The sequence below is a fragment of the Hydrogenophaga sp. L76 genome, from assembly GCF_057654755.1.
This window is the reverse complement of the sequence record NZ_CM172807.1, coordinates 1,227,435-1,252,856: the sequence shown is the minus strand read 5'-3', so window position 1 is coordinate 1,252,856 and position 25,422 is coordinate 1,227,435. Positions and strand designations below refer to the sequence as shown.

Annotated in this window: 23 protein-coding genes; 13 read left to right on the top strand and 10 right to left on the bottom strand. The window is 65.6% G+C overall.

The genetic code is table 11. The features are described from left to right. Positions 1–6 precede the first annotated feature (6 nt). The 3 genes from AC23D4_RS05980 to AC23D4_RS05970 form a co-directional block, all read right to left on the bottom strand. Entirely contained in the window at positions 7–1,296 is a 1,290-nt protein-coding gene (locus AC23D4_RS05980; protein WP_472889125.1) for an AAA family ATPase, read from the bottom strand. Between the two features lie 272 nt (positions 1,297–1,568). Continuing rightward, a complete protein-coding gene (locus tag AC23D4_RS05975) occupies positions 1,569–2,480 on the bottom strand; it encodes a bifunctional GNAT family N-acetyltransferase/nucleoside diphosphate kinase regulator (protein ID WP_472889124.1) in 912 nt (303 codons plus the stop codon). Between the two features lie 167 nt (positions 2,481–2,647). Further along, positions 2,648–4,207, bottom strand: coding sequence for an alkaline phosphatase D family protein (locus tag AC23D4_RS05970; RefSeq protein WP_472889123.1), 1,560 nt, complete (start codon positions 4,205–4,207; stop codon positions 2,648–2,650). A 183-nt stretch (positions 4,208–4,390) separates the two neighbouring features. Between AC23D4_RS05970 and AC23D4_RS05965 the strand changes: the two genes are divergently transcribed. Both AC23D4_RS05965 and AC23D4_RS05960 read left to right on the top strand, forming a co-directional pair. After that, complete coding sequence (locus AC23D4_RS05965; protein ID WP_472889122.1) at positions 4,391–5,290, top strand: dienelactone hydrolase family protein; 900 nt, start codon at positions 4,391–4,393, stop codon at positions 5,288–5,290. Positions 5,291–5,358: 68 nt separating this feature from the next. After that, positions 5,359–6,162, top strand: coding sequence for a ZIP family metal transporter (locus AC23D4_RS05960; protein ID WP_472889121.1), 804 nt, complete (start codon positions 5,359–5,361; stop codon positions 6,160–6,162). 55 nt (positions 6,163–6,217) lie between these two features. Here AC23D4_RS05960 and AC23D4_RS05955 read toward each other — a convergent pair whose 3' ends face one another. The 4 genes from AC23D4_RS05955 to AC23D4_RS05940 all read right to left on the bottom strand — a co-directional run bounded on the left by AC23D4_RS05955 (position 6,218) and on the right by AC23D4_RS05940 (position 11,598). Beyond that, positions 6,218–8,413, bottom strand: a complete 2,196-nt coding sequence (locus tag AC23D4_RS05955; protein WP_487623710.1) for an ATP-binding protein — start codon at positions 8,411–8,413, stop codon at positions 6,218–6,220. Positions 8,414–8,505: 92 nt separating this feature from the next. Next, positions 8,506–9,408 carry a sulfurtransferase gene (locus tag AC23D4_RS05950; protein WP_472889119.1) on the bottom strand — a complete coding sequence of 301 codons (903 nt, stop codon included), beginning with the start codon at positions 9,406–9,408 and terminating at the stop codon, positions 8,506–8,508. Between the two features lie 60 nt (positions 9,409–9,468). Further along, on the bottom strand, positions 9,469–10,353 hold the full coding sequence (locus AC23D4_RS05945) for a DMT family transporter (protein ID WP_472889118.1): 885 nt from the start codon (positions 10,351–10,353) through the stop codon (positions 9,469–9,471). Positions 10,354–10,458: 105 nt separating this feature from the next. Next, positions 10,459–11,598, bottom strand: a complete 1,140-nt coding sequence (locus AC23D4_RS05940) for an aromatic ring-hydroxylating oxygenase subunit alpha (RefSeq protein ID WP_472889117.1) — start codon at positions 11,596–11,598, stop codon at positions 10,459–10,461. A gap of 357 nt (positions 11,599–11,955) precedes the next feature. On the opposite strand from AC23D4_RS05940, the gene xseB reads away from it, so the two are divergent. The 8 genes from xseB to dut all read left to right on the top strand — a co-directional run bounded on the left by xseB (position 11,956) and on the right by dut (position 20,224). Then, the gene (gene xseB / locus AC23D4_RS05935) at positions 11,956–12,225 is read left to right on the top strand and encodes an exodeoxyribonuclease VII small subunit (RefSeq protein ID WP_472889116.1); all 270 of its coding nucleotides are present in this window, start codon (positions 11,956–11,958) and stop codon (positions 12,223–12,225) included. Positions 12,226–12,233: 8 nt separating this feature from the next. Beyond that, complete coding sequence (locus AC23D4_RS05930) at positions 12,234–13,127, top strand: polyprenyl synthetase family protein (protein ID WP_472889129.1); 894 nt, start codon at positions 12,234–12,236, stop codon at positions 13,125–13,127. Between the two features lie 36 nt (positions 13,128–13,163). After that, positions 13,164–15,059 (top strand): 1-deoxy-D-xylulose-5-phosphate synthase, encoded by a 1,896-nt coding sequence (gene dxs / locus AC23D4_RS05925; protein ID WP_472889115.1) that lies wholly within the window; start codon positions 13,164–13,166, stop codon positions 15,057–15,059. Next, positions 15,059–15,889: a GTP cyclohydrolase FolE2 gene (gene folE2, locus AC23D4_RS05920; RefSeq protein ID WP_472889114.1), complete on the top strand. Its 831-nt coding sequence runs from the start codon at positions 15,059–15,061 to the stop codon at positions 15,887–15,889. Before dxs ends, folE2 begins: the two co-directional genes overlap by 1 nt. A 229-nt stretch (positions 15,890–16,118) precedes the next feature. After that, the gene (locus AC23D4_RS05915) at positions 16,119–17,198 is read left to right on the top strand and encodes a TRAP transporter substrate-binding protein (RefSeq protein ID WP_472889113.1); all 1,080 of its coding nucleotides are present in this window, start codon (positions 16,119–16,121) and stop codon (positions 17,196–17,198) included. A 178-nt stretch (positions 17,199–17,376) separates the two neighbouring features. Beyond that, positions 17,377–17,979 (top strand): TRAP transporter small permease subunit, encoded by a 603-nt coding sequence (locus AC23D4_RS05910; RefSeq protein WP_472889112.1) that lies wholly within the window; start codon positions 17,377–17,379, stop codon positions 17,977–17,979. Next, a complete protein-coding gene (locus AC23D4_RS05905; protein ID WP_472889111.1) occupies positions 17,976–19,775 on the top strand; it encodes a TRAP transporter large permease in 1,800 nt (599 codons plus the stop codon). The genes AC23D4_RS05910 and AC23D4_RS05905 overlap by 4 nt, the downstream gene beginning before the upstream one ends. Continuing rightward, positions 19,775–20,224 (top strand): dUTP diphosphatase, encoded by a 450-nt coding sequence (gene dut, locus AC23D4_RS05900; protein WP_472889110.1) that lies wholly within the window; start codon positions 19,775–19,777, stop codon positions 20,222–20,224. The genes AC23D4_RS05905 and dut overlap by 1 nt, the downstream gene beginning before the upstream one ends. Before the next feature lie 75 nt (positions 20,225–20,299). Here the strand turns inward: dut and AC23D4_RS05895 are convergent, their stop codons facing one another. Continuing rightward, positions 20,300–20,848, bottom strand: coding sequence for an FKBP-type peptidyl-prolyl cis-trans isomerase (locus AC23D4_RS05895; protein ID WP_472889109.1), 549 nt, complete (start codon positions 20,846–20,848; stop codon positions 20,300–20,302). A gap of 26 nt (positions 20,849–20,874) precedes the next feature. Between AC23D4_RS05895 and AC23D4_RS05890 the strand changes: the two genes are divergently transcribed. The 3 genes from AC23D4_RS05890 (at position 20,875) to AC23D4_RS05880 (ending at position 23,185) form a co-directional block, all read left to right on the top strand. Then, on the top strand, positions 20,875–22,029 hold the full coding sequence (locus tag AC23D4_RS05890) for a JmjC domain-containing protein (protein WP_472889108.1): 1,155 nt from the start codon (positions 20,875–20,877) through the stop codon (positions 22,027–22,029). A gap of 34 nt (positions 22,030–22,063) precedes the next feature. Further along, complete coding sequence (locus tag AC23D4_RS05885; RefSeq protein WP_472889107.1) at positions 22,064–22,597, top strand: hypothetical protein; 534 nt, start codon at positions 22,064–22,066, stop codon at positions 22,595–22,597. A 237-nt stretch (positions 22,598–22,834) separates the two neighbouring features. Continuing rightward, positions 22,835–23,185: a hypothetical protein gene (locus AC23D4_RS05880; RefSeq protein WP_472889106.1), complete on the top strand. Its 351-nt coding sequence runs from the start codon at positions 22,835–22,837 to the stop codon at positions 23,183–23,185. Between the two features lie 101 nt (positions 23,186–23,286). Here AC23D4_RS05880 and bamC read toward each other — a convergent pair whose 3' ends face one another. Then, on the bottom strand, positions 23,287–24,426 hold the full coding sequence (gene bamC / locus AC23D4_RS05875; RefSeq protein WP_472889105.1) for an NlpB/DapX family lipoprotein: 1,140 nt from the start codon (positions 24,424–24,426) through the stop codon (positions 23,287–23,289). Positions 24,427–24,474: 48 nt separating this feature from the next. After that, positions 24,475–25,374: a 4-hydroxy-tetrahydrodipicolinate synthase gene (gene dapA / locus AC23D4_RS05870; RefSeq protein WP_472889104.1), complete on the bottom strand. Its 900-nt coding sequence runs from the start codon at positions 25,372–25,374 to the stop codon at positions 24,475–24,477. Positions 25,375–25,422 lie beyond the last annotated feature (48 nt).

The following is a 25,422-nucleotide window of genomic DNA, read 5'->3' as shown; positions in this document are numbered from 1 at the left end:
CCTGCCTCAGCCAACGGCGGTTTCCCGTAGACGCTGTGCGCGTGCGCGGGCCTGCTCGCGCGCCTCGCCCATCGCATCGCCAAAAAAGCGCGGCGGCCAGTTGCGCACGGCGCCGAATTCGTCCACGTCCAGCGGCACCAGCACGGCATCCGCACCCTGGCGCTCGACGAACAGCATGCGGCACTGCGCGGTGCTGGCCTGGCGCCGGGCGATCAGGGTCTGCATGCGGCGGAACAGGTGCTCGGAATGTGTCTCCACGAGAAACTGCACCTGGCGCTGCTGGCTCACCTCGGCAAACATTTCGGCCAGCACGGCCTGGGCCAGCGGGTGCAGGTGGATTTCGGGCTCTTCCAGCAGCACGGTGCTGCCCGGCGGCGCGCAGTAGGCCACGGCCAGTACCGGCAGCACCTGCGAGACGCCCACGCCCACATCGCGCAGGTTGACCACCACGCCGTCGTGGTGCACCAGCACCTCGTAGCGGCCCGAGCGTCCCAGTGCGCGCACGCTGAGCTGCTCGGCCATGCCCATGCGCTGCAGCCAGTGCGACACGCTGCGCAGCACGCTGCCCTGGTGCTCGGACGGCAGCAGGAAGTTGGCCAGCAGCGCGTCGATGGCCTTGTGGCCGTCGCTGCCGACTTCGCCGGGGGTGGTCTTGTTCCACACGTAGTCGCGATCGGGGCGGCGGCGCAGCGGGCCAAGGTAGACGATGCCCTCCAGCTCACGGCGCAGCGCCAGGCTCAGGTCTTGCAGGTGCGTGCCATCGGTGCCCAGCAGGGCCAGGGCCTCGGCGGGCAGGGCGATGGAGCGCTCGGGCGCCAGTTGCGGGCCCTTGCCACGCGGCCGGGACTCGTCGTCCACATACACCGCGTAGGCGCCGCGCTCGCGCCGCACCGCCCGAAAGCGTCGAGCCACGGTGGAAAGCTGCAGTTCCTGGATGGCCACGGCGCCGCTGGCGGTTTGCCCGTAGCTGCAGGCAAAACGCCCGTGGCGCACGCGCTCGCCCTCGGGACGCTGAAAGGACAGCTCGATGGAGAACTGGCGCGGCGCTGCCACACCGCGCGAAAGTACCGCGTCGAAGTCGCCGAAGTGGAAGTAATCGTTCGCCTCGTCACCCCCCAGGTTCAGGTGCACGGTGCGGTCGGGCGAGGCCACGGTCTGCTTGAGCAGCAGCAGGCTTTGCAGCAGCGTGGACTTTCCCGAAGAATTGGCGCCCAGCAGCATGGTGACGGGCGCCAGTTGCACCGGGCCGCTGTCGCGCCAGGCCTTGAGGTTCTGGAGGTGGAGTTGGTCAATCATCGCAAGCCCATCTTATGCGTATGAACAGGCTGGACTTGCGGTTTTGAAGTCATTCAAATTTCATTGCGCCAGCGTTGCGGGGAGCAGGGGTGGTGGTGCTGCGATGGGTTGATGGGCGCGAAGGTGAGTGGCGGCCGGCCAGGATGAGGCATTCACCTTTCTGAATTCAATGACAGCTCTACGTAGGTGACCGAGGAAGTCATCTTGGCCGCCGAATCGCAGGCGGCCCGAGCGTCCGTGCGCGATCTGCAGCTGTGGTGCAGCATGCGAATCTACAGGTGGAAATCGCCCGCAGCTTCCGGCTGGTAAAGCACCTTCTCAATCCGGATATGGCAGGTCCGTTCCGGAATTCGCCAATCGAAGGCATCGCCCTCCTTGTAGCCCAGGATCGCGGTACCGATGGCAGAGCACACCGACAGTTTCTCGGCACTGCCGTCCGCGTCCTCTGGGTAGACCAGGGCCACTTCCACTTCTTCGTTGTCTAACTGCAGCAAGGCCCTGGAGTTCATCGTGACAACATCCCGCGCCACCTGCTGCGGATCGACGACGATGGCTCGCTCGATCTCGTGCTCCAGCTCGACAACAGCCTCGCCCAGCTCGAGCGAGAGCAGGCTCCGGAGCCGGGCCTTGTCGATCTCAGTGATGTAGATATCAGTGGGGACACCCACAGCGCCTTCTCGCAAGAGCCGCAGGTAGCGCTCCGAAGTCACGGAAAATGACTTCAGAGTGGGCGTTTCGCTATCAAGCAGAAAGCCACAGTGCAGGAAGGCCTTCAGCGAGCGCGCGTTGTCCGGATGGATCTTGGCGATGAGCTTCTCGGCCCGCATGTCGAAGAAGGCGAGTTTCATGCCTTCGCGGATGGCGCTGGCGCCCAGTTTGCGGCCCCAGTTGTCGCGGTTGCCGATGACCAGGACCATTTCGCAGTCCGGGCCCGTCTTGACGAGACGGACAAAACCCACCGGCACGTCATGCCGGTCGTAGGCCATGAAGAACCGGCCGCCCTGGTTGAACAGATGGGTCAGGATCGGCAACTGGACCCGACCAATGACCTGCTCGATGAACCGGGAGACATGTCGCGAATCGCTCAGGTGGCGGGTGACGCACTCGTCCTCCAGCCAGTCCATCAGAGTCAGCGCGTTTGCCCGAGTGATCTCGGGGCACAGCGAAATGAAAGGCTTGTTCATCTTCACCACCTTTGGTTGCAAGGATGAAAGCCCTTCATGGCCTCGGCCATGACGGTTCTTTCAAGAGATCTTTCATTGTAAAGCGGCGCGCGGGCGTGGTCGTTCGGCCCTTTGACCGACATGAAGGATGCGTCTTGTGGTCGCCGCTCCAGCAGTGAGTCCCGCGCTCACCGCACCGCCAGCACCACCTTCGTGAACGGATGCGCCTGCCCTTCGGCCCACCAGTTGACCCACAGCCGGTCGGCGCCGCCCGGCGGGTCGGCTTGCAGGGTCATGACGTTGCGGCAGCCGATCAGGCGCTGCTGTGTGGTCGGGAACTCGAGCATGCGGCCGGTGATGCCGGGTTCCAGGGTTTCCGGTTGCTGGCAGGCCTGCTCCAGAAAGTAGCGGGCCACGCCCGCCGGGGCTGGGTGGGTGACGCCGCTGGAGGTGAGCTGGGTCAGGCTGCGCGCTTCCAGCGGCAGGGTGGAGCGGGTTGATTCGATTTCACCCAGGGCCGCCACGTGCACGTCGCCCGACAGCACGGTCACGCGCAGGCCTTTTGCGCAGGCGTCGAGCAGGCGGTGCACCAGGCGCAGGCGCTCGGCCTTGTGTGGCGGGCTGGTCCAGTGGTCGCGCAGATCGTCTTCGATTTCTTCGATGGCCGGCAGGGCGCCTAGCATCCTTTCCAGCTGCTCGAAGCTCGGGTGCATCACCGGGATGCTGCTCATCACCAGCAGGTGGCGCAGACCGCCGGCGGCCAACTGGGCATCGAGCCACTGGTACACGGCACTCCAGCTGGTCGCGCTCAGCACCTGCTCGGCGAGCAGGACGGTGGCCCCGTTGGCGCCGGTCTGTTGCCCGCGTGGCCGGCGTTCGCTGCGCATGTCGAGCACCAGCAGGCCGGTGTTGCCAAAACGGTAGGCGCTGTTGTGCGCGTTCTGGCCGGGCAGGGTGGCGGGCGGGGCGGCGCCCAGCATCTGGCGCTGGAACAGCTCGAACGCGGTCCTGGCCACCGCAAAAATGCCCTGGAACACGGGGCTGTGGTGCAGCTCGGCCGGGTGGGAGCCCCAGCCGTCGATGATGTCGTGGTCGTCCCACATCATCACGCTGGGCACCGTGGCCAGCAGCGCGGCGGTCTCGGGTTGGTTCCAGCGCTCCAGGTAGAGCCGGGCGAAGTGCGTCTCCAGGGCGGCGCGCAGCGAGTCGCTGAAGGCCATGTGGGTGCGGGTGAACCACTCGATCTCGGTCCACGCCCTGAGCTCTGGCAGCACCGACCAGATGTCGTCGCTGTAGATCTGGTCGCCGCCCATGAGCAGCAGCTCCAGCGGGCCAAAGCGGGTCTGGTCCACCAGGTCTTGCCCGGCGTGCAGCCGGCCCAGCCGGGCCCACATGGCCAGGGGGTGTTGGAGGGACTTGCGCGTCCGGGCGTCCGAGAAGCCGTTGCACGACACATAGGCCATGGCCGGTGTGGCGCCGAGCGCGGGCACCTGAATGTGGTGGGTCTGGCCGCCGAGTCGGTAAGCCACGCTTTGGGTCGCCGCCGTCTGGCGAACGGCGATGTCGAAGCGCCAGGCCGTGGCGTCGAGGCCGGGCACCGGGCCGTGCCAGCCGCCCACCAGTTCGGCGGGCACGTGGAGGGTCAGGCCGGGCTGGGGGTCGGCCGCGTCGCAGACGATCAGCAGGCTCAGCCCCCACACGCCGTCCTGGCATCCGAGAAACTGCAGAATGGGCCCGGTCTGGTTCATGTCGCCTCCCTGTTGGCTGTTCTTGTGGCTGGTTGCGCGGCCATTGTGGCGCGGTGCGGCGTGGGTCGTAAACCTGAAGTTTGCAGGCGTTGGCGAACCAAAAGGCCCGAACCGTGATCCAGACCATGCCGCCATTTGCGGCTTCGGCGGCTTCGTTGTCCCACTTCAACCCAGGAGATACCTATGTTCAATACCGATCTGATCACCGACAGCCAGGCCTTGCTCGATGCCCGTGATGCGAACAGCCAGCCCTCGCGCCGCACGGCCCTCAAGGCCGCCCTGGGCGTGGGCTACGCCGCTGCCGCGCTGCCCATCATGGCGCAGACGGCGATCAAGACGCCGGCCGATGGCCTGACGGCGGGTGAGGTGATGATCGATGTGAATGGCTTCAAGATGCCGGCCTACCGCGCCGCGCCCGCGGGCAAGACGGGCTTGCCGGTGGTGCTGGTGCTGTCGGAGATTTTTGGTGTGCACGAGTACATCGCCGACACCGCACGGCGCTTCGCGAAGGCCGGGTACCTGGCGATTGCACCCGAGCTGTTCGTGCGCCAGGGCGATGCGCAGAGTTATGGCGAGATGGCCAAGCTGATCGCCGAGGTGGTGTCCAAGGTACCCGATGCCCAGGTCATGGGCGATCTGGATGCGGCGGTGAAATGGGCCGCGGCCAACGGCGGCGACACCAGCAAGCTGGGCGTGACGGGTTTTTGCTGGGGCGGGCGCCATACCTGGCTCTATGCGGCACACAACCCTCAGGTGAAGGCGGCGGTGGCCTGGTACGGCCGCCTGGTCGGACAGGCCAGTGAGCTGAATCCGAAGCACCCGGTGGACGTGGCGGCCGGGCTGCATGGGCCGGTGCTGGGCCTCTACGGTGGTGCCGACACGGGCATCCCCCTTGACACGATTGATAAGATGAAGAGCGTTCTGGCCACGGGCAATGCGGCGGCCAAGGCTTCGACTTTTGTGGTGTACCCGGATGCGCCCCATGCGTTCCACGCCGACTACCGGCCGAGTTTCCGCAAGGAGCCGGCCGAAGACGGCTGGAAGCGGGCGACGGACTGGTTCAAGCAGCACGGCGTGGCCTGAAGCCGGGCCGGCTTTTCCGAACCAGGGGGCCGCTGTTGCGGCCCTTTTTTTGTGACTTCTGATTCAAGATGACCCTGATTGCAATCCTGTTGGGAACCGTGGCTGCCGGTGTGGGCAGCGTCTGGCTGGCGGCCGCACTGAGCTTCGCCATGCTGGCGCGCTACACCCAGCACATGCTGAGCCTGGCGGCCGGCGCGCTGATGGCCACGGCCTTCATGCACCTGCTGCCCGAAGCGTTCGAGAGCGAGGCGGGTGCGCAGGAGCTGTTTGCGGTGCTGCTGGCGGGTCTGGTGTTTTTCTTCCTGCTGGACAAGGCGGAGCTCTGGCACCACGGCCACGAGCACCACCACGACGCGGGGCACGAGGGTCACGACCATGCGCACCACGGGCACGCCCACGGCCACGATCACCACGGCCCGCGCTCCGGCGGCTGGGCGGTGCTGGCCGGGGACAGCGTGCACGCCTTTGGCGACGGCATCCTGATCGCGTCGGCCTTCATGGCCGACATGCGTCTGGGCGTGGTCACGGCGGTGGCGGTGCTGGCGCACGAGGTGCCGCACCACATGGGCGACCTGGTGGTGCTGCGCCACACATCGGGCACGCATCGCGCGGCGCTGGTCAAGGTGTCGCTGGCGGGCACGGTGACCGCGCTGGGCGGGGTGGTGGGGTATTTCCTGCTGGCGCAGCTGGAAGATTACCTGCCGTATTTCCTGGTGGCGGCGTCGAGCAGCTTTGTCTATGTGGCGCTGGCCGACCTGATTCCCCAGCTGCAAAAACGCCTGGGCCTGCGCGAGACGGCGGCGCAGGTGGCCTGGCTGCTGGCGGGCATTGCGCTGGTGACGCTGGTCAGCGGGCTGGCCCACGCCCGCTGAACGAAGCGCGACCAGCCGGTCCGGAGGTCGGCGGTGTCTTGCTGCCCGGATCGGCTCATGGCATGGCGTGAGGGGGTGGTGCAGCAGGCGGAGGCGGCGCGGGCGGAGGTGTCGGTGGCGCGGACAGGGAAAACACGAACAGGGCACCTTGACCTTCGACCGACTCGCCGCGGATGCTGCCGCCGTGGCGTTCGACGATGCGCCGCACGGTGGCCAGGCCGATGCCCGTGCCATCGAACTGGCTGGGCGTGTGCAGGCGCTGAAAGGGTTTGAAGAGTTTGTCGGCGTAGTGCATGTTGAAGCCCACGCCGTTGTCCCGAACGAAAAAGGCGCCGGGCGGGTGGCCGTCGCTGCCCAGCCGGCCGAACTCGATCAGCGGAGCCATCTGGTCGCGGGTGTATTTCACGGCGTTGCCGAGCAGGTTCTCCAGCACGATGCGGGCGAGGGGCGCGTCGCACTGGCAGACCAGGTCGGGTGTGATGTGCCAGCGCAGATGCCGCTCGGGATGCCGTCCGTGTTCGGCCCGCATCACCCGTTCGGCCAGGGCGCTCAGGTCGGTCTCGTCCCGGGACAGCTTGCCCTGGCTGACCCGGGCCAGCGCCAGCAGGTCGGCGATCAGCAGGCTCATGCGGCGGGTGGCGGCGAGCACGCGGTCGAACAGTTGTTGCTCGTCGGCCTGCAGGCGCCCTTGCAACTGCTCGGTCAGCAGTTGGGTGAAGCCGTCGATGGCGCGCAAGGGCGATTTGAGGTCGTGTGACACCGAGTAGGCGAACGAGTCGAGCTCGGCGTTGAGCTTTTCCAGCTCGGCCGTGCGCTCACGCACGCGCTGTTCCAGCGAGGCATTCAGGCGCAGGATTTCGCGGTCGCGCCGCAACCGGATGAGCTCGGCCGTGGCACGGCTGGCAAAAATGGCGATCAGCGCACGGGTGTCGGGCTGCAGCTGGATCGGCCGGCGCCAGAGTGCGTTGAGCAGGCCGATGGCCGTGCCGTCTTCGTCGCGCAGCGACTGGCCCACATAGGCCTGGAAGCCTTGATCGGTCAGCGCCTGATCGTGCGGGTACCGCTCGGCCACGCCTTCCAGGTGCACGCACAGGTCGGTCTGTTGCATCGCTTCGCCGCAGGGGGCACCGTCAAGCGGGAAGGTGAAGTTGGGGCTGGTGGCGCCGTCTTTCCACACCGACAGGGTGCGCACACGCCGATCCTGGTGCTGTTCGCCGACGGTGACCATGTCGGCGCCGATGGCCTGGGCCATGTGCATCGTGAGCGCCTGGAACAGGGCGTCACCGCTGGGCACCGAGAGGCCTCGCGTGAGCGACAGCAGCTGCGTCTGGCGACGGCGTTCTTCACTGATGTCGATGACGGTGCTGATCACCAGCCGGTCTTCGGGGTCTTCGCCCATTTCACTCGAGATCAGGGCGTCAAAGGTGCTGCCATCCGCGCGCAGTCCGACCACGGACTCCTGCAGGGAGCGGCGGTTGACGAACAGGCGTTCCAGGTAGTCGGTCCGCTGTTCGGGATCGAGCCATAGGAAGTTGTCGACCCGCCCCAGGACCTGGGCGCGGGAGTGGCCGTAGCAGCGTTCAAAGGCGGGATTGACGTCGAGGATCAAGCCCGAGTGTGCTGACTGGGCGAGCATGGCGCTGGGGCTGGTGTGGAAGATGCGCGCGAACCGCTCCATGCTGCGGTCGCGCTCCTGTTCGGTGCGCTTGCGCCGTTCGAGCTCTTCCATCTGCCTCGTCAGCGCCTGTTGGGCCCGGATGCGGCTGTAGTACACCATGATCGCGACGACGAGCAGGGTGGCGGCGTGGGTGAGCCACACGGTGATGCCCACGCCGAAGTCCGGCGTGTGCAGCCAGCCGCGTTGTTCGGCGATGTTCAGGCCGCCGAGCGCGGCCAGGCAGAACACCACGGTGGCGATCAGAGCCGTGCGTCCGAGGAAAATGCCGGCCCAGGCAACGGCCGCAACAAACAGGAAACCGGCCGCGGTGCGCACCGAGCCGTACGCCAGCACGGCCAGAATGGCCGACAGCACCACGGCAAACACCAGCGTGTGGGGCACGAAGCGGACGTAGCCCTTGCGCAGCAGGATCAGCGAGCCCCAGCTGGTGAGCGCGATCAGCGCCGGTGCCAGCACCTCCGGCGGGTTGCTCGTGGTGAGGTACACCAGCAGTGTGAGCGCTGTGGCCACCACACCGACCAGTAGCGAGATCGTCTGCAATGTGACCAGTCGGATTTTCCCATCCGCGCTCAAGTCGGGCGCTGGTGGAGGTTGGGGTGTGTTGAGAGGGGCCACGGGCGCGGGCTGGTTGGGCGTGATTCGGGTGGGGTGCCGGTCGATCGGCCTCAGCCCCGGGTTGTGTCGGCCGCTGGCGGAGCGACTTGACTCTGCGCGCAAGGCAAACCCGGCGTGTTGCACCACTCGCTCCAGCTGCCCGCATAGAGCGCACTGCGGCCCAGCCCGGCGACCTCCATGCCCAGCAGGTTGGGAATCGCGCTCACGCCGCTGCCACAGTGGTGGACGACGGTGGACGGGGCGCGCCCGGCCAGCAGTTGCTCGAACTCGGCGCGTAGCTGAGCAGCGGGTTTGAAGCAACCGTCGGCACCGATGTTGTCGACAAAGGGCCGATTGAGCGCGCCGGGAATGTGCCCGGCCACCGGGTCCAGGGGCTCCACCTCGCCGCGGAACCGGGCGGCGGAGCGGGCATCGACCAGGGTGAGCGCCGGGTCGCCCAGCCGGCTGGCGATGGTCGGGGTGTCGACCAGCCGGGCGAGCGGATCGCGCAGGACGAAACCGCCTGGGGTCGCCTTTTTAGGGGGCGCAGCGGGCCCGGTTTCAGCGGCGCCGCCTGAGACGAGCCAGGCTTGCAGGCCGCCGTCGAGCACGGCGACGGCTTCGTGTCCGCACCACTTCAGCATCCACCAGAGGCGGCCGCTGTAGTTGGCGCCCTGGCGGTCGTAGACGACGGCTTGCGTGTCGGCCGTCAGGCCGATCCGGTCCAGCCAGGCCGCCAAGGTTTCGCGCGAGGGCAGGGGATGGCGCCCGCCGCTGGCGCGGTCGTCTGCGGAATGGCTGCTCAGGTGGTGGTCCAGGTGGGCGTGGAGGGCGCCCGGGATGTGTGCCTCGTTGAACTGGGCCTCGCCGGCGTCCGGGTTGGCGAGTTCGAAGCTGCAGTCAAACAGCTGGAGCGGCGCCGCCTGGTTCTGGAGCGCACGCAGCTCGGTGGGGGTGATGAGGGTGGTGTACATGCAACCCATTGTGCGGGATTGCGCCGGCCGACGGCTTCTGCGCTTGAACGCGAACCCGTTTCAGTGGTCTTCGGCGGGTGCGTTGGGAATCGCGCGGGCGCGCAGCGCCGTGGCCGTGATGCCGCTGACCACGATCAGGCCCATGCCCAGCCAGCCGATCAGTGGCAACTGGTCGCCAAAGATGGTGATGCTGTAGATGCCGGCAAAGACGATGCCCGAATACTGCAGGTTGGCCACCACCAGGGTGGCGCCGCTGGCATAGGCGCGTGTCATGCACAGCTGACCAAACACCGCCAGCAGCCCGATGGGCAGCAGCCACAGCGCGCTCGGCCAGTGCCAAGGGCTCGCGCCCGCGAACAGCATGCCCGCCAGCCCGGCCACCACCGCGCCCACGGAGAAATAGAACACGGTGCGGCTCTCCGGCTCGCCAGCCCGGCTGAGCGCGGCCACCTGCAGGTAGGCCAAGGCGGCAAAGATGCCAGAGAACAGGCCAACCACCGCACCGAGAACCTGCTCGGGCTGCAGCGTCGGGCGCAGCATCATGGCCACGCCGGCAAACCCCGCCAGCACTGCCATGAAAAGGGGCGCCTGGTTTTTCATGGGGGCATTGCGCCCCTGCGTCAGCAAAGCGCCGCCGAGCAAAAAGGCTGCGATCCAGACACTGCTCATGTAGTTGAGTGTCATGGCGGTGGCCAGCGGCAGCACGGCGATGGCAAAGAACCATGTCGTCAGCGAGATGGTGCCGACGACGGTGCGCCAGAAGTGCATCATGGGCAGCTGGGTGCGCAGGGAAACCCCCCGCACCCGCGTCATGCCGATGATGAACACCACGCCCACCATGCCCCGGTAGGCCACGATTTCAAACGGGTTGAAGTGATCCGACGCGAACTTGATGCAGACGCCCATGGTGGCGAACAGCAGCGCGGCAAGCAGCATCCATAACATGTCAGCCCTCCTGCGCCGCCTGCGGCGTCACCCCCCCAGGGGGGCGGCACTGGCGGCCCGGCAAAGCCGGTTCCGCGGTGCCCTGGCATGAATGCACGCGGATGCTCACTCCGTTCGCATCCTGCTTCTGTACCACTCGTGGAAATGCTGCATGCCGTCTTCCATCGGGCTCTGGTAGGGGCCGACCTCGTTGTCGCCGCGCGCCAGCAGGGCCTTGCGCCCGGCGTCCATGCGCTCGCCGATCTCGTCGTCCTCGATGCAGGTTTCCATGTAGGCCGCACGCTGTGCTTCGACGAAGCCGCGTTCGAAGGCGGCGATTTCTTCGGGGTAGTAGAACTCCACCATGTTCAGCGTCTTGTCCACGCTGAGCGGGTACAGGGTCGAGACGGTGAGCACGTGCGGATACCACTCGACCATGATGTGCGGGTAGTAGGTGAGCCAGATCGCACCGTGCGAGGGCGCTTCGCCCTGGCGGTACTGCATCAGCTGCTCGTGCCAGCGCTGGTAGACCGGGCTGCCGGCTTTGCCCAGCAGGTTCTGCGCACCCACGGTCTGCACCGAGAACTCGGGCTTGAACTCCCAGCGCAGGTCGTCGCAGGTGACGAAGCCACCCAGGCCGGGGTGGAAGGGCACGACGTGGTAGTCCTCCAGATAGACCTCGATGAAGGTCTTCCAGTTGTAGTTGCAGGTGTGCAGCTCCACATGGTCGAGCACCATGCCGTTGAAATTCAGCGCGGCGCGCGGCCCCATGCCCGCCAGATCGGCTTCGATGTCACGGCCGTTGTCTTCAAACAGCAGGCCGTTCCACTCGCGCAGCGGATACCGCTTGAGATCCAGGCAGGGGTCCTGGGCAAAGTGCGGTGCACCCAGCAGCGAGCCGAGCGGGCTGTTCTGGCCACCGCTGTAGGTCCAGCGGTGCAGCGGGCACACGATGTGGCCACCGGCGTGGCCGCTGCGGTTCTCGCCCAGGTTGCCGCGGCCCTTGAGCATGACGGCCTGGCGGTGGCGGCAGATGTTGGACACCAGTTCCACGCCGGTGGGCGTGCGCACCAGGGCGCGGCCTTCGCCCTCCTGAGGCAGGGCGTAGTAGTCGCCGACGTTCGGCACCGCGTTGGCATGCCCCACGTAGCGGGGCCCTCGCTGGAAGAGGGTTTCCAGTTCGCGCTGGTACAGCGCCTGGTCGAAATAGCTGGAAACCGGGAGTTGGCTTCTGGCCTGCTGGAGTTGAAGACTTAAATCAGACATGTGTCTTGACCTAGAGACTCCCCCTATGAAGGGGCAGGGTAAGCGCTGTGCTCGTCAGACGAATTCGCGCGGGATGGGTGGAGTGGTGCGTCCCTCCGGGCGGATGAGGCCCGTCAGTGGAGAAAAGGAGGGCGGATTGTACCCCGGGCATGCCATCCGGGACGGCATCGCCGGTGAGCCGGGGCGGGCCGTCAGGAGGGGCTTTGCCTCACTTGGTGTCCCGGTCTGCCGGGGGGATAAAATCCCCGCTTGCTGCGGAGCACCCGTCGGTCGGCGGTTGTCCTGCTTGCCCACTGTCAGGGATGCCCGATCCGGGCCATTCGAGCTCTGGCCGCAGCCGATCCTTTTTTCGCTCGCATGACCACATCCACCACCACCAAGTCACCCCGCTCCGCTGGCCGTGCAGCCGCGTCTGCCGACGTGGCCGTCAGCTACGAAGCCGCCCTGGAAGAGCTGGAGCAACTGGTGTCCCAGTTGGACGCGGGCCAGTTGCCGCTGGACCAGTTGCTCACGCGTTACCAGCGCGGTGCCGAGTTGCTGGCGTACTGCCGCAGCCGGCTGGAAGCGGTGGAAAACCAGATCCAGCTGCTCGAAGGCGGCGAACTCAAACCCTGGAGCGCCACTTGAGTACCGCGATGTCCGATGGGGTGGGGTTCGTGGCCTGGCGCGCGGCGCAGCAGGCGCTGATTGAGCGGGCGCTGAGCGACTGGGTGTCGCCCGACGCGCCGGCGGGCCTAGGGCTGGCCATGCGCTACGCGGTGCTCGATGGCGGCAAGCGCCTGCGTCCGCTGCTGGTGCTCGCCGCCTGCGAAGCGGTGCAGGGGCATGCCGGCACCGCCCTGCGGGCCGCCTGCGCGGTGGAACTGATCCACGCCTACTCGCTGGTGCACGACGACATGCCCTGCATGGACAACGACGTGTTGCGCCGGGGCAAGCCCACGGTGCACGTGCAGTTTGGCGAGGCCCAGGCCTTGCTGGCGGGCGACGCCTTGCAGGCCCTGGCCTTTGAGCTGCTGGTGCCCGACGACGGGTCCACCGATCCCGCGCTCTCGGCCACGCTGTGCCGGCACCTCGCTCAGGCTGCGGGTGCCGCCGGCATGGCCGGTGGGCAGGCGATCGATCTGGCCAGCGTGGGCTCGGCGCTGGACCGGCCGGCGCTGGAGGCCATGCACCGCTGCAAGACTGGTGCGCTGCTGCAGGCCAGCGTGATGATGGGGGCCGCCACCGGGCGCCCGAGCGGACACGCGCTCGCCTGCCTGCGTCGCTACGGCGACCGCCTGGGTCTGGCTTTTCAGGTGGTGGACGACATCCTTGATGTCACCACCGACTCGGTCACGCTGGGCAAGACCGCGGGCAAGGACGCCGCCAGCGACAAGCCGACCTTTGTCTCTCTGATGGGTCTGGAGCCGGCCCAGGCCTGCGCTGATCGTCTGCTCGACGAATCCCACGAGGCACTGCGTGACAGCGGCCTCGCCCACACCGACACTTTGCATGCACTGGCCGACTGGGTTGGCCGGCGCGTCAGCTGAGCCCCGCAACAACAAGCGCCACACGCCACGATGGTCATGAGCTCACTTCTGTCTTCCATAGAATCGCCGGCCGACCTGCGCCGGCTGTCCCGCGCCCAACTGCATCCGCTGGCCGATGAACTGCGGGCCTTCGTGATCGACAGCGTGTCCAAGACCGGCGGCCACCTCAGCTCCAACCTCGGCACGGTGGAGCTCACCGTCGCGCTGCACTACGTTTTCAACACCCCCGAAGACCGCCTGGTCTGGGACGTGGGCCACCAGACCTACCCGCACAAGATCCTCACCGGCCGGCGCGACCGCATGGGCACGCTGAGGCAGCTCGGTGGTATCAGCGGTTTCCCGCGCCGCGACGAAAGCGAATACGACACCTTCGGCACCGCGCACTCGTCCACCAGCATTTCCGCTGCGCTGGGCATGGCGATGGCCGCCAAGATGAAGGGCGAGAGTCGCCATTCCGTGGCCATCATCGGCGACGGTGCCATGACCGCGGGCATGGCGTTTGAAGCGCTGAACAACGCGGGCGTGGCCGACGGCCGCCTGCTCGTGGTGCTCAACGACAACGACATGTCGATCTCGCCGCCGGTGGGTGCGCTCAACCGTTATCTGGCCCAGCTCCTGAGCGGGCAGTTCTACGCCGCGGCGAAAAGCGTGGGCAAGCAGGTGCTCAAGGGCGCGCCGCCGCTGTTCGAACTGGCCAAGCGTCTCGAAGAACACGCCAAGGGCATGGTGGTGCCGGCCACGCTGTTCGAGAAGTTCGGCTTCAACTACATCGGACCCATCGATGGTCACGACCTCGACTCGCTGATCCCCACGCTGGAGAACATCCGCCACCTGCTCGACAAGGACAGTGGCCCGCAGTTCCTGCATGTGGTCACGAAGAAGGGCCAGGGCTACAAGCTCGCCGAGGCCGACCCGGTGGCCTACCACGGCCCCGGCAAGTTCGACCCGGCCGTGGGCCTGACCGCGCCGGCCACACCACCCAAATCCACCTTCACACAGGTGTTCGGCCAGTGGCTGTGCGACATGGCCGAAGCCGATCCCAAGCTGGTGGGCATCACGCCCGCGATGCGCGAAGGTTCGGGCATGGTCGAGTTCGAGCGCCGCTTCCCGGGTCGCTATTTCGACGTTGGCATTGCCGAACAACACGCCGTGACCTTCGCCGCCGGCCTGGCCTGCGAGGGGCTGAAGCCGGTGGTGGCAATCTATTCGACCTTCCTGCAGCGCGCCTACGACCAGCTCATCCACGACGTGGCGTTGCAGAACCTGCCCATGGTCTTTGCGCTCGACCGCGCCGGCCTGGTGGGCGCCGATGGCGCCACGCACGCAGGGGCTTACGACATCGCCTTTCTGCGCTGCATCCCCAACATGGGAATAGCCTGCCCGGCCGACGAAGCCGAATGCCGGCAACTGCTCAGCACCGCGCACGCCCAGAACCACCCGGTGGCGGTGCGTTATCCGCGCGGCGCTGGAGTGGGTACGAAGGTGCCGGCCGGCCTCGAAGGCCTGCCCTACGGCAAGGGCGAGGTGCGCCGCACGGGCCGCAACGTGGCCATCCTGGCGTTCGGCACGCTGCTTTACCCGGCGCTGGAAGCGGCTGAACAGCTGGGTGCCAGCGTGGCCAACATGCGCTGGGCCAAACCGCTGGATCTGGAGCTGCTGCGTGAACTCGCCACCCACCACCACGCATTGGTCACGGTCGAAGAAGGCTGCACCATGGGTGGCGCGGGCAGTGCGGTGCTCGAGGCGCTGCAGGCCGAGGGTTTTGCCATGCCGGTGCTGCAACTGGGCCTGTCCGATGTGTTCACCGAACACGGTGATCCGGCGAAATTGCTGGCCGCAGAGGGGCTTGACGCCGTGGGGATCGAGCGCTCGGTGCGGGCACGTTTTGCCAGCCTCCTGGACGCCGTGCCGGGTCTGAAAGTGGCGGCCTGATGTCCGATGCCCTGACCGGCGTGCGCGCCACCATGCCCGATGTGCAAGGCCGGCACGATGTGCGAGCCATGCCGATTGCCCGCGTGGGCGTGAAGAACCTGCGCTACCCCCTGGTTCTGCAGATCGCTGGACGCGCGCAGCACAGCGTCGGGCTCTGGGACCTGCACGTGGGGCTGAAGGCCGAGCAGAAGGGCGCCCACATGTCGCGCTTGCTGGCCTGGCTCGACGCGTTCACGCTCGATGGCGAGGCGGTCGACTTCGATCGGCTGCAGCGAGCCCTGCCCGAGCTGATGGCCTTGCTGGAGACCGACAGCGCTGGCCTGGCGGTGAGTTTCCCTTTTTTCATCCGCAAGACAGCCCCGGTCTCGGGTCAGCAAAGCCTGCTGGAGTACGAGGGCGGCTGGCTGGCGCGCTGCGAGGGCGGAAGCACCGAGGTACGCATGGTGGCCACGGTGCCGGTGAAGTCGCTCTGCCCGTGTTCCAAAGAGGTCAGCGAAGACGGAGCGCACAACCAGCGTTCGCACATCCGGCTGGAGGTCCTGCTGGACGAGGCCGTGCCCTGGACCGAGCTGGTGCGTTTTGCCGAAGACCATGCGTCGTGCGAACTCTGGGGACTGCTCAAGCGCAGCGACGAGAAGTGGGTCACCGAGCAGGCTTACGCTCATCCCAAATTCGTCGAAGACCTGGTGCGCGACGTGGCGCTGGCGCTGAACGACGATCCACGCGTGCGGGCTTACACCGTGGATGTCACCAACTTCGAGTCGATCCACGCGCACGACGTGCATGCCCGGATCGCTCACGACAAAAAAACCACCATCCAGGACAACTGAAGCATTCTTTTTCGTGAGCATTTTTCACGCGAGGTTTGAAGTGTTTTTCATTCCCCCCTCAAGCGTGTGAAAAGCAGCTCACGAAGCGGGTTTTGTGCTTTTCCCCGAGGGAAAACCCGTGAAGACCGCGTCCGTGCGGTTCATACAATTCACAGGCCAAAGCGCCTTGGCCAAACACCACAACCGTGTGTGCTGGTCGAGTAAAAATCACCTAAATGGAGTTGTAACTATGGATCGTCGTTCCATCATCAAGCATGCCGGCATTGCCGGGGTGCTGGCCGCAGGCGCCGCGCCTGCGGTGCATGCCCAGGCCACCATCCGCTGGCGACTCGCTTCCAGCTTTCCGAAAGCCCTGGACACCATCTACGGCGCAGCCGATGTGTTCGCCAAGAAGGTGGGCGAGATGTCGGGTGGCAAGTTCAGCGTTTCGGTGCACCCCGGTGGCGAACTGATGCCGGCGTTCGGCGTGGTGGACGGTGTGCAGCAAGGCACCGTGGAAGCGGCCCACACCGCTCCCTACTACTTCTTCGGCAAGGACGACACCTTCGCCATGGGCACGGCGATCCCCTTCGGCCTGAACAGCCGCCAGCTGACCGCCTGGTACTACGACGGCAACGGCCTGAAGCTGTTCCGCGAGTTCTACGACAAATACAACATCGTGAACTTCCCCGGCGGCAACACCGGTGCCCAGATGGGCGGCTGGTACCGCAAGGAAATCAAGAGCGGTGCCGACATCAAGGGCTTGAAGATGCGCATCGGCGGTTTCGCCGGCAAGGTGCTGACCCGCATGGGCGGCGTGCCGCAGAACATCCCTGGTGGCGAGATCTACCAGGCGCTGGAAAAAGGCACCATCGACGCCACCGAGTGGGTGGGACCGTACGATGACGAAAAACTGGGTTTCCAGAAGGTTGCCAAGAACTACTACTACCCAGGCTGGTGGGAAGGCGGCGCACAGCTCGACTTCTACATCAACAAGGCAGCCTTCAACGGCCTGTCTGCCGAGTACAAGGTCATCGTCGAGTGTGCGGCCTCCCATGCGCACACCACCATGCAGGCCATGTACGACGCACGCAACCCTGGCGCACTGAAGCGCCTGGTCGCTGGTGGCGCCAAGGTGCAGGCGTTCCCGAAGGCGGTGATGGACCTGGCGTACAAGGAATCCATGTCCCTCTATGCCGAGTTGAACGACACCAACCCGGCCTGGAAGAAGATCTACGCCGACTATTCGGCCTTCCGCAAGGACCAGAACCTCTGGTTCCGCTTCACCGAAGCCCAGTTCGACCGCTACATGCAGTCGGCCAAGCTGTAACGGCTGACTACGCCTGGCAAAAAACCCCGCCCCTGCGGGGTTTTTTGTGCAGGTTGGCCATGTTTGACCGTGACCCGGCCCTGCATCGCCTCTCCTCCCTGTCTCTCTTTTATCAGAGGCCCCGCTTTCGCTAAACTGGCGGGCTTGCCACGAGCAACCCAACCCATCGGGGATTCCCATGTCGTTCCTACTCCAGATATCCCGGCTCATCGATGCCATCAGTGAGCTCATTGGCAAGATGGCCATGTGGCTCATCCTGGCTGCCACGCTCATCAGCACGGGCAATGCCCTCATCCGCAAAATCTTCGGCACCAGCTCGAACGCCTGGCTGGAAATCCAGTGGTACCTGTTCGCCGCGGTGTTCATGCTCGGCGGCGGTTACGCCTTCCTGCGCAATGCGCACGTGCGCATCGACTTCATTTCCAGCAGGTTCAGCGACCGCACCCGCAACTGGATCGATATCGGCGGCATCCTGATTTTCCTGTTCCCGCTGTGCTACATGATGGCCACGATGGGCTGGCCCTTGTTCGTCAACGCCTACGTATCGGGCGAAATGTCGTCCAACTCCGGTGGACTGATCCGCTGGCCCGTGTACGCCCTGATCCCGCTGGGCTTTGCGCTGCTGTTCCTTCAGGGCCTCTCCGAACTGATCAAACGTTTCGCTTTCCTCACTGGCCGGGGGCCGGATGTCCTGAGCCATTCCGGCCCCAGTGAGGCCGAAATGCTCGCGCAAGAGATCGCCGAACAGGAAAAAGCCCGCCAGGCGGGAGCATCAGCATGATCGAATTTCTGACCGCCAATTTCGTTCCGGTGATGTTCACCGGCCTGCTGGTGTTCCTGTTGATCGGATTCCCGGTTTCGTTCTCCCTGGCCGCGACCGGCCTGTTCTTCGGCCTCATCGGCATGGAACTGGAGCTGTTTCCCTCCAACCTGTTTCAGGCCTTGCCGCTGCGGGTGTTCGGCATCATGCAGAACGACACGCTGCTGGCCATCCCGTTCTTCACGCTCATGGGCATCATCCTGGAGCGCAGCCGCATGGCTGAAGACCTGCTGGAAACGGTGGGCCAGGTGTTCGGCCCGCTGCGCGGCGGCGTCGGTATTGCCGTGGTGCTGGTGGGCGCACTGCTCGCGGCCACCACTGGCGTGGTCGCGGCTTCGGTGATCTCGATGGGCCTGATCGCCATGCCCATCATGCTGCGCTACGGCTACAACCGCACCATCGCCACCGGCACCATCACCGCTTCGGGCACGCTGGCGCAGGCGCTGCCACCTTCGCTGGTGCTGATCGTGCTGGCCGACCAGCTGGGTCGTTCGGTGGGTGACATGTATGCCGGGGCCTTGATTCCCGGCCTGGCGCTGGTCGGTCTGTATCTGGCTTTCATCATCGTGGTGGCGCTGGTCAAGCCCGCGTGGGTGCCGGCCCTGCCGGCCGAGGCACGCATCTACAACGAGCCCGATGGTTCCAGTGGCCACCGCTCGCTGGTGGCCTTGCTGGTGCTGTGTGCTGCGGCTGGCTACGCCTGGTCCCAGGTGCACGAGTCGATCATGAATCCCTGGCTGGAGCGCGAAATGCCCGCGCCCGGTGATGAAATCTTCATCCTGTCGATGACCATCAGCGCCTTCCTGGCGCTGGCGCTGGCGCTGGTCAACAAGCTGTTCGGCATCGGCCTGCTCTCGCGACTGACCGAGCGCGTCACCTTTGTGCTGATACCGCCGCTGGTGCTGATCTTCCTGGTGCTGGGTACGATTTTCCTGGGCGTGGCCACACCCACCGAAGGCGGTGCCATGGGCGCCATCGGCGCGCTGATCATGGCGGGCGCTCGCCGCACGCTGTCGTTCGGTCTGCTCCAGCAGGCGCTGGAAAACACCACCAAGCTCGCCATCTTCGTGCTGTTCATCCTGATCGGTTCGACCGTCTTCAGCTTCACCTTCAACGCGGCCGACGGACACATCTGGGTGGAGCACCTGTTCGACAAGCTGCCTGGTGGACAGATGGGTTTCCTGCTGTTCGTGAACGCGCTGGTGTTCGTGCTGGGCATGTTCATCGACTTCTTCGAGATTGCCTTCATCGTCGTGCCCCTGCTGGCGCCGGTGGCCGAGAAACTGGACATCAACCTGATCTGGTTCGGCATCATCCTGGCGATGAACCTGCAGACCTCGTTCCTCACGCCGCCGTTCGGCTTTGCGCTGTTCTACCTGCGCAGCGTGGCTGCCCGCAACGACTACGACGATGTGGTGACCGGAAAACGCATTCCGGCGGTGACCACGGCCCAGATTTACAAGGGGTCCATCGCCTTCATCATCCTGCAGCTGATCATGGTGGCGGTGATCGTGTTCAACCCGGGCATCGTGACCGGCAACCTGGACAAAGCCGTGAAGGTCGACGACGCGGAGGTTCTGGACATGCTCAACAACATGCAGGACCTGCAGTCTGCCGATCCTTACGGTTCCGATGAGGCGCCCACCGTCGAGGAGCCGGCCGCCGATGGGCCGGCGCCCGAAGCCGAAGAAGGAGCGCCAGAAGCAGAGGAGGATCCCACCAAAGCGCTCGAAGACGCATTGAAGAAAGCCGAGTGATGCAGATCGACGTCAAGGTGCTCGATCCGCGCATGGTCAGCCAGCTGCCGGCTTACGCGACCTCCGGGAGTGCGGGTCTGGACCTGCGGGCCTGCCTCGATGCCCCGCTCACCCTCGCGCCCAACGCCTGGCAGTTGGTGCCCACGGGGCTGGCCATCCACCTGGCCGACCCTGGCTATGCGGCCATGATCCTGCCGCGCTCGGGTCTGGGTCACAAGCACGGCATCGTGCTGGGCAATCTGGTGGGCCTGATCGACAGCGACTACCAGGGCCAGCTCATGGTGAGCGCCTGGAACCGCAGCGACGTGGCTTTCACGATCGAGCCCATGGAGCGCATCGCGCAAATGGTGATCGTGCCGGTGGTGCAGGCGCATTTCAATCTGGTGGACGACTTCGACGTGGCCAGCGAACGCGGGTCGGGCGGTTACGGTTCAACGGGTCGAGGCTGACCTGTCAGCGCTGACGCGCTGAAAAAAACAAGAGGGCTGCGCTGGCAGCCCTCTTGCGTTTTGGGCGTCTGCCCATCAATGCAGTGTGGGCTTGCCCGAGGGCGCATCGGGGTCCGACGGGGTATCGCCGCTCTCGACCTGCATGCGGAAGAAGCCCGCGCCCAGCGTGCCACGACCGACTTCACTGATTTGCGCTTCGCGCACAGCGTGCACCTTGAGGTGGATGCGCAAGGCAATGCCCGCCAGGGGATGGTTGCCATCCAGCACCACATGGTCGGGGTAAATGTCGCTCACGAAGTACAGGCGGTCGTGCGGTGCAGAGGAGGTGCAGCCCGCGGGCAGGCCCTCGAAACCCATGCCTTCCTCGATGTTGTCCGGAAACAGGTGTCGGGGCTCCAGAAAGAGCAGGCGATCGTCGTAATCGCCAAACGCGTGCTGGGGTTCGAGCTGCAGTTCCACCGTATCGCCCGCCACATGGCCCTGCAGCGCCTCCTCGAGCCCGGCCAGCAGGTCGTTGCCACCCACCAGGAACTCGATCGGTTCGTCCAGCACGTCCAGCTCTTCGCCCAGGGTGTCCTTGAGTGTCCACGTCAGCGCGACGACGCACTGAGGGGTGATTTTCATCGTCGTTTTCATCGGACAATTGTCCCATGACCCAAGCCAACCCCTCCAGCCCCAAAACCTTTGGCCCCGACATGCCCCGCGAAATGCTCGGCGGTCTTTCGCCCGCGCAATTCATGCGCCGTTATTGGCAGAAAAAGCCTTTGCTGATTCGCAATGCCTTTCCGGACTTCAAACCGTTTGTGAATCGCCAGGCGCTGTTTGCCATGGCCGCCGATGAAGCGGTCGAGTCGCGTTTGATCGTGCACAAATCCGCGGGCTGGCAGCTCAGACACGGACCTTTTGCCCGCACGGCTTTTCCACCGCTGAAGCAGAAGCGCTGGAGCTTGCTGGTGCAGGGTGTGGATCTGCACCTGGACGCGGCTCACGAGTTGCTGCAGCGCTTCCGCTTCGTGCCCGATGCGCGTCTGGACGACCTGATGATTTCCTGGGCCAGCGATGGCGGTGGCGTGGGGCCGCACTTTGACAGCTACGACGTGTTCCTGCTGCAGGCCAGCGGTCAACGTCACTGGCGCATCGGACGCCAGAAAGACCTTTCGCTGGAGCCGAACGTGCCGCTCAAGATCCTGAGCAACTTCGAGCCTGAAGAGGAGCACCTGCTCAACCCCGGCGACATGCTGTACCTGCCACCGCGCTGGGCGCACGACGGTGTGGCCGTGGGTGACGACTGCATGACCTACTCGGTGGGCTTCCGCGTGCCGCAGCGCGGTGGACTGGCTGGTGAATTGCTGCAGCGCATGGCCGATGAGTTCGACGACGCCACGCTGTACCGCGACCCGGCGCAGCCCGCCACCGCCACGCCAGCGGCCATGCCGCCCGCGCTTGAGGCCTTTGCGGCCGATGGCCTGCAGCGTCTGCTGGCCGAGCGCGAGTCGCTCGCCTGTGCGCTGGGCGAGGTGATGACCGAGCCCAAGCCCCGCGTCTGGTTCGAAGAACCCGAGTCAGACTGGACGCCTGGCCCCTTGGCGCTGGATCGCCGCACGCGCATGATGTACGACGACCGCCACGTGTTCATCAATGGCGAGAGTTTCCGCGCCGGCGGTGCGGATGCACGCCTGATGCGCACGCTGGCCGACCAGCGCTGCCTGGATGCCCGCCAGGCGGGACGCGCCAGCACCGATGCGCAGGCGTTGCTGCAGGACTGGTTTGAAGCCGGCTGGCTGCACCGTGTGGTGGCCAGCTGATCCGTTCTGTCGTTCCGAATACGGAGGTGAGGTCATGAGTCAAGAGTCCGAATCAGAGTCCGAATCAGGCATGGGAACAGCCGCGCAGGCGCTGCCGCTGGGGCGAATGGAGGGCCGCCAGGTCTTTGCCGATCTGGTTCGACAGGCCATGGTCTGCGCTGCCAGGGAGGGCTGGTCGCACATTGTCTTGAGCGATTCGGACTTCGCGGACTGGCCATTGGGCGAACGGGTGGTGGTCGATGCCCTGCAGGCCTGGGCCGGTCGCGGGCGCCACATCCAGTTCATGGCGCGGGACTTCGGGCCGCTGCGCCAGCTGCACCCCCGCCTGGTGCAGTGGCGCGTCACGTGGTCGCATCTGGTGCAGGCCCACGCATGCACCAGTTTGGTGGGGACCGAGTTGCCCAGTGCGATCTGGTCACCCGGCTGGACCCTGGAGCGGCTCGATTCCCTGCGCTGCACGTTGGTGGCCAGCGTGGATGCCCGACGGCGCTTGGCCCTGAAAGAGCGGCTGGACACCTGTTGGGCCATGGGCAGCCCATCGTTTGCGGCTACCACGCTGGGTTTGTGAGCTTTCGTAGTGGAATTTTCTGCTTTCGCAACACTTTCTTGTGAGAAAAAGAAAAAGATGCCGAGGGTAAATGCGGATTCATTTTTCCAGCTATGATTTCAATCCAGTCTGGAAGCCGGGTCTCAATAGGTTGTCTGACTGGGTCAACCGAGCTCGAATCCTTGATTCGGGTTTTTTTTTGGTTGATTCAAAATCATTATTTGAAGTTTGTTCATCCTCATCCATAGGAACACTGTCATGAAAAAATCTATCCTCCTCGCCAGCCTGCTCGCCGCCGTGGCCCTGACCGCTTGCGGCAAAAAGGAAGAAGCCGCCATCACGATCCCCGAGCCTGCAGCCGCGGTTGATGCCGCCAAGGACGCAGCTGCTGCCACCACCGACGCTGCTGCCGCTGCGGGCGCCGCCACTGTTGACGCCGCTGCCGCTGCTGGCGCTGCCACTGTTGATGCCGCCAAGGATGCAGCTGCTGCCACCACCGACGCCGCCGCTGCCGCTGCAGACGCTACCAAGGACGCCGCCGCTGCCGCCGCTGATGCAGCCACCGCCGCTGCCGAAGCGGCCAAGGCTGCTGCAAAGCCCGCTCAGTGATCTGATGGGTCTGTCGGGCTTTTGGCCCGGCCATGAAGAAAGCCGCCCGAGGGCGGCTTTCTTCGTTGGGTGCCCAGGCCGGGCACTGAGGACGGTGACGCCTACTTGAGGTCGTCGGCAAGCAGCTGGACGATGCGCTGGGCGGTGGCGGATGCTTCAGGCTGGCCCTGTTCGTTGAGCACGGAGACCGTGCTGCTGTTGCCACTGCTCTGCACCTTCACGCGGTACTTGGCCGGTGTGGCCTGGGGTGCTGAGCTCGAAAAGAGGCGGCCGAAGAAACCGGGTTTCCGGGCGTCGGCCGCGGTCGTGGGCACGTAACGCACGAAGTAGACACCCTGGGTGCGATCGCGGTCTTCGACCGTGAAACCGGTGCGGTCCAGCGTCAGGCCGACGCGGCGCCAGGCCCGGTCAAAGTCGTCATCGAGCTGGACCACAGGCTGCTGGCCCAGCAAGGTCACCTTGGCGGCGGCCTGGACGGGCGTTGCGGCCGCAATGGCCTGGGCCTGTGCTTCGCTCACGCCGAGCTTGACCATCAGGCGGCGCAGGAACTCGGTTTCCAGCTCGGGATCGGTGGGCCGGGGCTGCCACACGGTCTGGTCTTTCTGGCTGCTGGTGTAGACCTCGGCCATGCCGCGGTGGCTGATGAATATCTCGGTTCCGCCGGCGGCGTTGCGTTCCAGCCGGGTGCGGAACTTGTCGCGTTCTCCGGTGGAATACAGGTTCTCGAACACCCGGCCAATCGTGCTGCGGATGAAGTCTTGCGGAATCTTGGCGCGGTTCTCGGCCCAGTCGGTTTCCATGATGCCGAGTTTTTCTTGGTCCAGTTCCAGCAGGAAGCCGTTTTCCTTCCAGAAGTCGGTCACCGGTGTCCACAGTTGTTCGGCCGGACGGTTCACCACCAGCCAGCGCTGGTTGCCGGCGCGTTCAATGCGCACGTCGCCCACCGAGGAGACCGCCGTGGCGCCGGGCGTGACCGCCGCCTGGGCCGCCTGCTGGCCGCTCGCGGTCACCGCAGCGCCCGGGACGTTGTAGCGCGAGTCGCGGCTGAGCTGCGTCAGATCGGGCGGCACATCCAGGGTGCTGCCACGCTGGGCACTCTTGTAGTCGATCTTGTCTTCCTGCAGTATGGTGCAGCCACTCGCCAGCAGGGCGGCCACGGCGATCACGCCAATGCGGCCCAGAGGGCGCGAGGCGAGGGGCGATGCCGTGAGGGGTGTCGGGCGTTTTGAAGTGACTTGCATGAGCGGACTCGGGGTTCGGAAGAAATGGGGAAGTCGGGCGGGCAACGTTCAATCGATCAGGCCACTGTCTTTGAGCGCCCCTTCGACCAGGGGTTCCAGGGCGCGGGACATCGGCGTGAGCGGCAGGCGCATGGTTTCCGAGCACAGACCCATGCGGGCCATGGCCCACTTGAGCGGGATCGGGTTGGCTTCAACAAACAGGTTCTTGTGCACCGGCATCAGGCGCAGCTGGATGTCCATGGCCTTGCGCGTGTTGCCCGCGATGGCGGCCACGCAGAGCTCGTGCATGAGGCGCGGCGCGATGTTGGCCGTCACGCTCACATTGCCCTGGCCGCCGCAGAGCATCAGCGCCACGGCGGTCGGATCGTCACCGGAGTAGATCGCAAAGCCTTCGGGCGCTTCGCGGATCAGCCACTGGGCGCGCTCGATGTTGCCGGTGGCTTCCTTGATGCCGACGATGCCCGGCACCTGCGCCAGGCGCAGGGCGGTTTCAACCGACATGTCCGCCACGCTGCGGCCGGGCACGTTGTACAGCACGATGGGCAGGTCGCCGGTGGCTTCGGCGATGGCCTTGAAATGCTGGTACTGGCCTTCTTGCGTGGGCTTGTTGTAGTAGGGCACGACCTGCAACTGGCAGTCGGCGCCGACACTGCGCGCGAATTTCGCCAGTTCGATCGCCTCGGCGGTCGAATTGGCGCCGCAGCCGGCCATGATGGGCACGCGCTTCTCACCGTGGGTCTTGGCCTGCTCCACCGAGACTCGGATGATCTCGCAGTGCTCTTCGACCGTGACCGTGGGCGACTCGCCGGTGGTGCCGACCACGCCAATGCAGTCCGTGCCCTCGGCGATGTGCCAGTCGATCAGCTTGCGCAGGGTGGGGTAGTCCACGCTGCCGTCGGTGTTCATGGGCGTGACCAAGGCCACGATGCTGCCGGAAATGGGTTTCATAAGCGATGGGCTCAAGAGGTGGGCACCTGCCTGTTGGCCTCTGTGCAG

Excerpts from the sequence above, each read along its gene's own strand:
- AC23D4_RS05980 (WP_472889125.1), bottom strand. The coding sequence starts at position 1,296 with ATGATTGACCAACTCCACCTCCAGAACCTCAAGGCCTGGCGCGACAGC.
- AC23D4_RS05975 (WP_472889124.1), bottom strand. The coding sequence starts at position 2,480 with ATGAACAAGCCTTTCATTTCGCTGTGCCCCGAGATCACTCGGGCAAAC.
- AC23D4_RS05970 (WP_472889123.1), bottom strand. The coding sequence starts at position 4,207 with ATGAACCAGACCGGGCCCATTCTGCAGTTTCTCGGATGCCAGGACGGC.
- AC23D4_RS05965 (WP_472889122.1), top strand. The coding sequence starts at position 4,391 with ATGTTCAATACCGATCTGATCACCGACAGCCAGGCCTTGCTCGATGCC.
- AC23D4_RS05960 (WP_472889121.1), top strand. The coding sequence starts at position 5,359 with ATGACCCTGATTGCAATCCTGTTGGGAACCGTGGCTGCCGGTGTGGGC.
- AC23D4_RS05950 (WP_472889119.1), bottom strand. The coding sequence starts at position 9,408 with ATGTACACCACCCTCATCACCCCCACCGAGCTGCGTGCGCTCCAGAAC.
- AC23D4_RS05945 (WP_472889118.1), bottom strand. The coding sequence starts at position 10,353 with ATGTTATGGATGCTGCTTGCCGCGCTGCTGTTCGCCACCATGGGCGTC.
- AC23D4_RS05940 (WP_472889117.1), bottom strand. The coding sequence starts at position 11,598 with ATGTCTGATTTAAGTCTTCAACTCCAGCAGGCCAGAAGCCAACTCCCG.
- xseB (WP_472889116.1), top strand. The coding sequence starts at position 11,956 with ATGACCACATCCACCACCACCAAGTCACCCCGCTCCGCTGGCCGTGCA.
- AC23D4_RS05930 (WP_472889129.1), top strand. The coding sequence starts at position 12,234 with ATGTCCGATGGGGTGGGGTTCGTGGCCTGGCGCGCGGCGCAGCAGGCG.
- dxs (WP_472889115.1), top strand. The coding sequence starts at position 13,164 with ATGAGCTCACTTCTGTCTTCCATAGAATCGCCGGCCGACCTGCGCCGG.
- folE2 (WP_472889114.1), top strand. The coding sequence starts at position 15,059 with ATGTCCGATGCCCTGACCGGCGTGCGCGCCACCATGCCCGATGTGCAA.
- AC23D4_RS05915 (WP_472889113.1), top strand. The coding sequence starts at position 16,119 with ATGGATCGTCGTTCCATCATCAAGCATGCCGGCATTGCCGGGGTGCTG.
- AC23D4_RS05910 (WP_472889112.1), top strand. The coding sequence starts at position 17,377 with ATGTCGTTCCTACTCCAGATATCCCGGCTCATCGATGCCATCAGTGAG.
- AC23D4_RS05905 (WP_472889111.1), top strand. The coding sequence starts at position 17,976 with ATGATCGAATTTCTGACCGCCAATTTCGTTCCGGTGATGTTCACCGGC.
- dut (WP_472889110.1), top strand. The coding sequence starts at position 19,775 with ATGCAGATCGACGTCAAGGTGCTCGATCCGCGCATGGTCAGCCAGCTG.
- AC23D4_RS05895 (WP_472889109.1), bottom strand. The coding sequence starts at position 20,848 with ATGAAAATCACCCCTCAGTGCGTCGTCGCGCTGACGTGGACACTCAAG.
- AC23D4_RS05890 (WP_472889108.1), top strand. The coding sequence starts at position 20,875 with ATGACCCAAGCCAACCCCTCCAGCCCCAAAACCTTTGGCCCCGACATG.
- AC23D4_RS05885 (WP_472889107.1), top strand. The coding sequence starts at position 22,064 with ATGAGTCAAGAGTCCGAATCAGAGTCCGAATCAGGCATGGGAACAGCC.
- AC23D4_RS05880 (WP_472889106.1), top strand. The coding sequence starts at position 22,835 with ATGAAAAAATCTATCCTCCTCGCCAGCCTGCTCGCCGCCGTGGCCCTG.
- bamC (WP_472889105.1), bottom strand. The coding sequence starts at position 24,426 with ATGCAAGTCACTTCAAAACGCCCGACACCCCTCACGGCATCGCCCCTC.
- dapA (WP_472889104.1), bottom strand. The coding sequence starts at position 25,374 with ATGAAACCCATTTCCGGCAGCATCGTGGCCTTGGTCACGCCCATGAAC.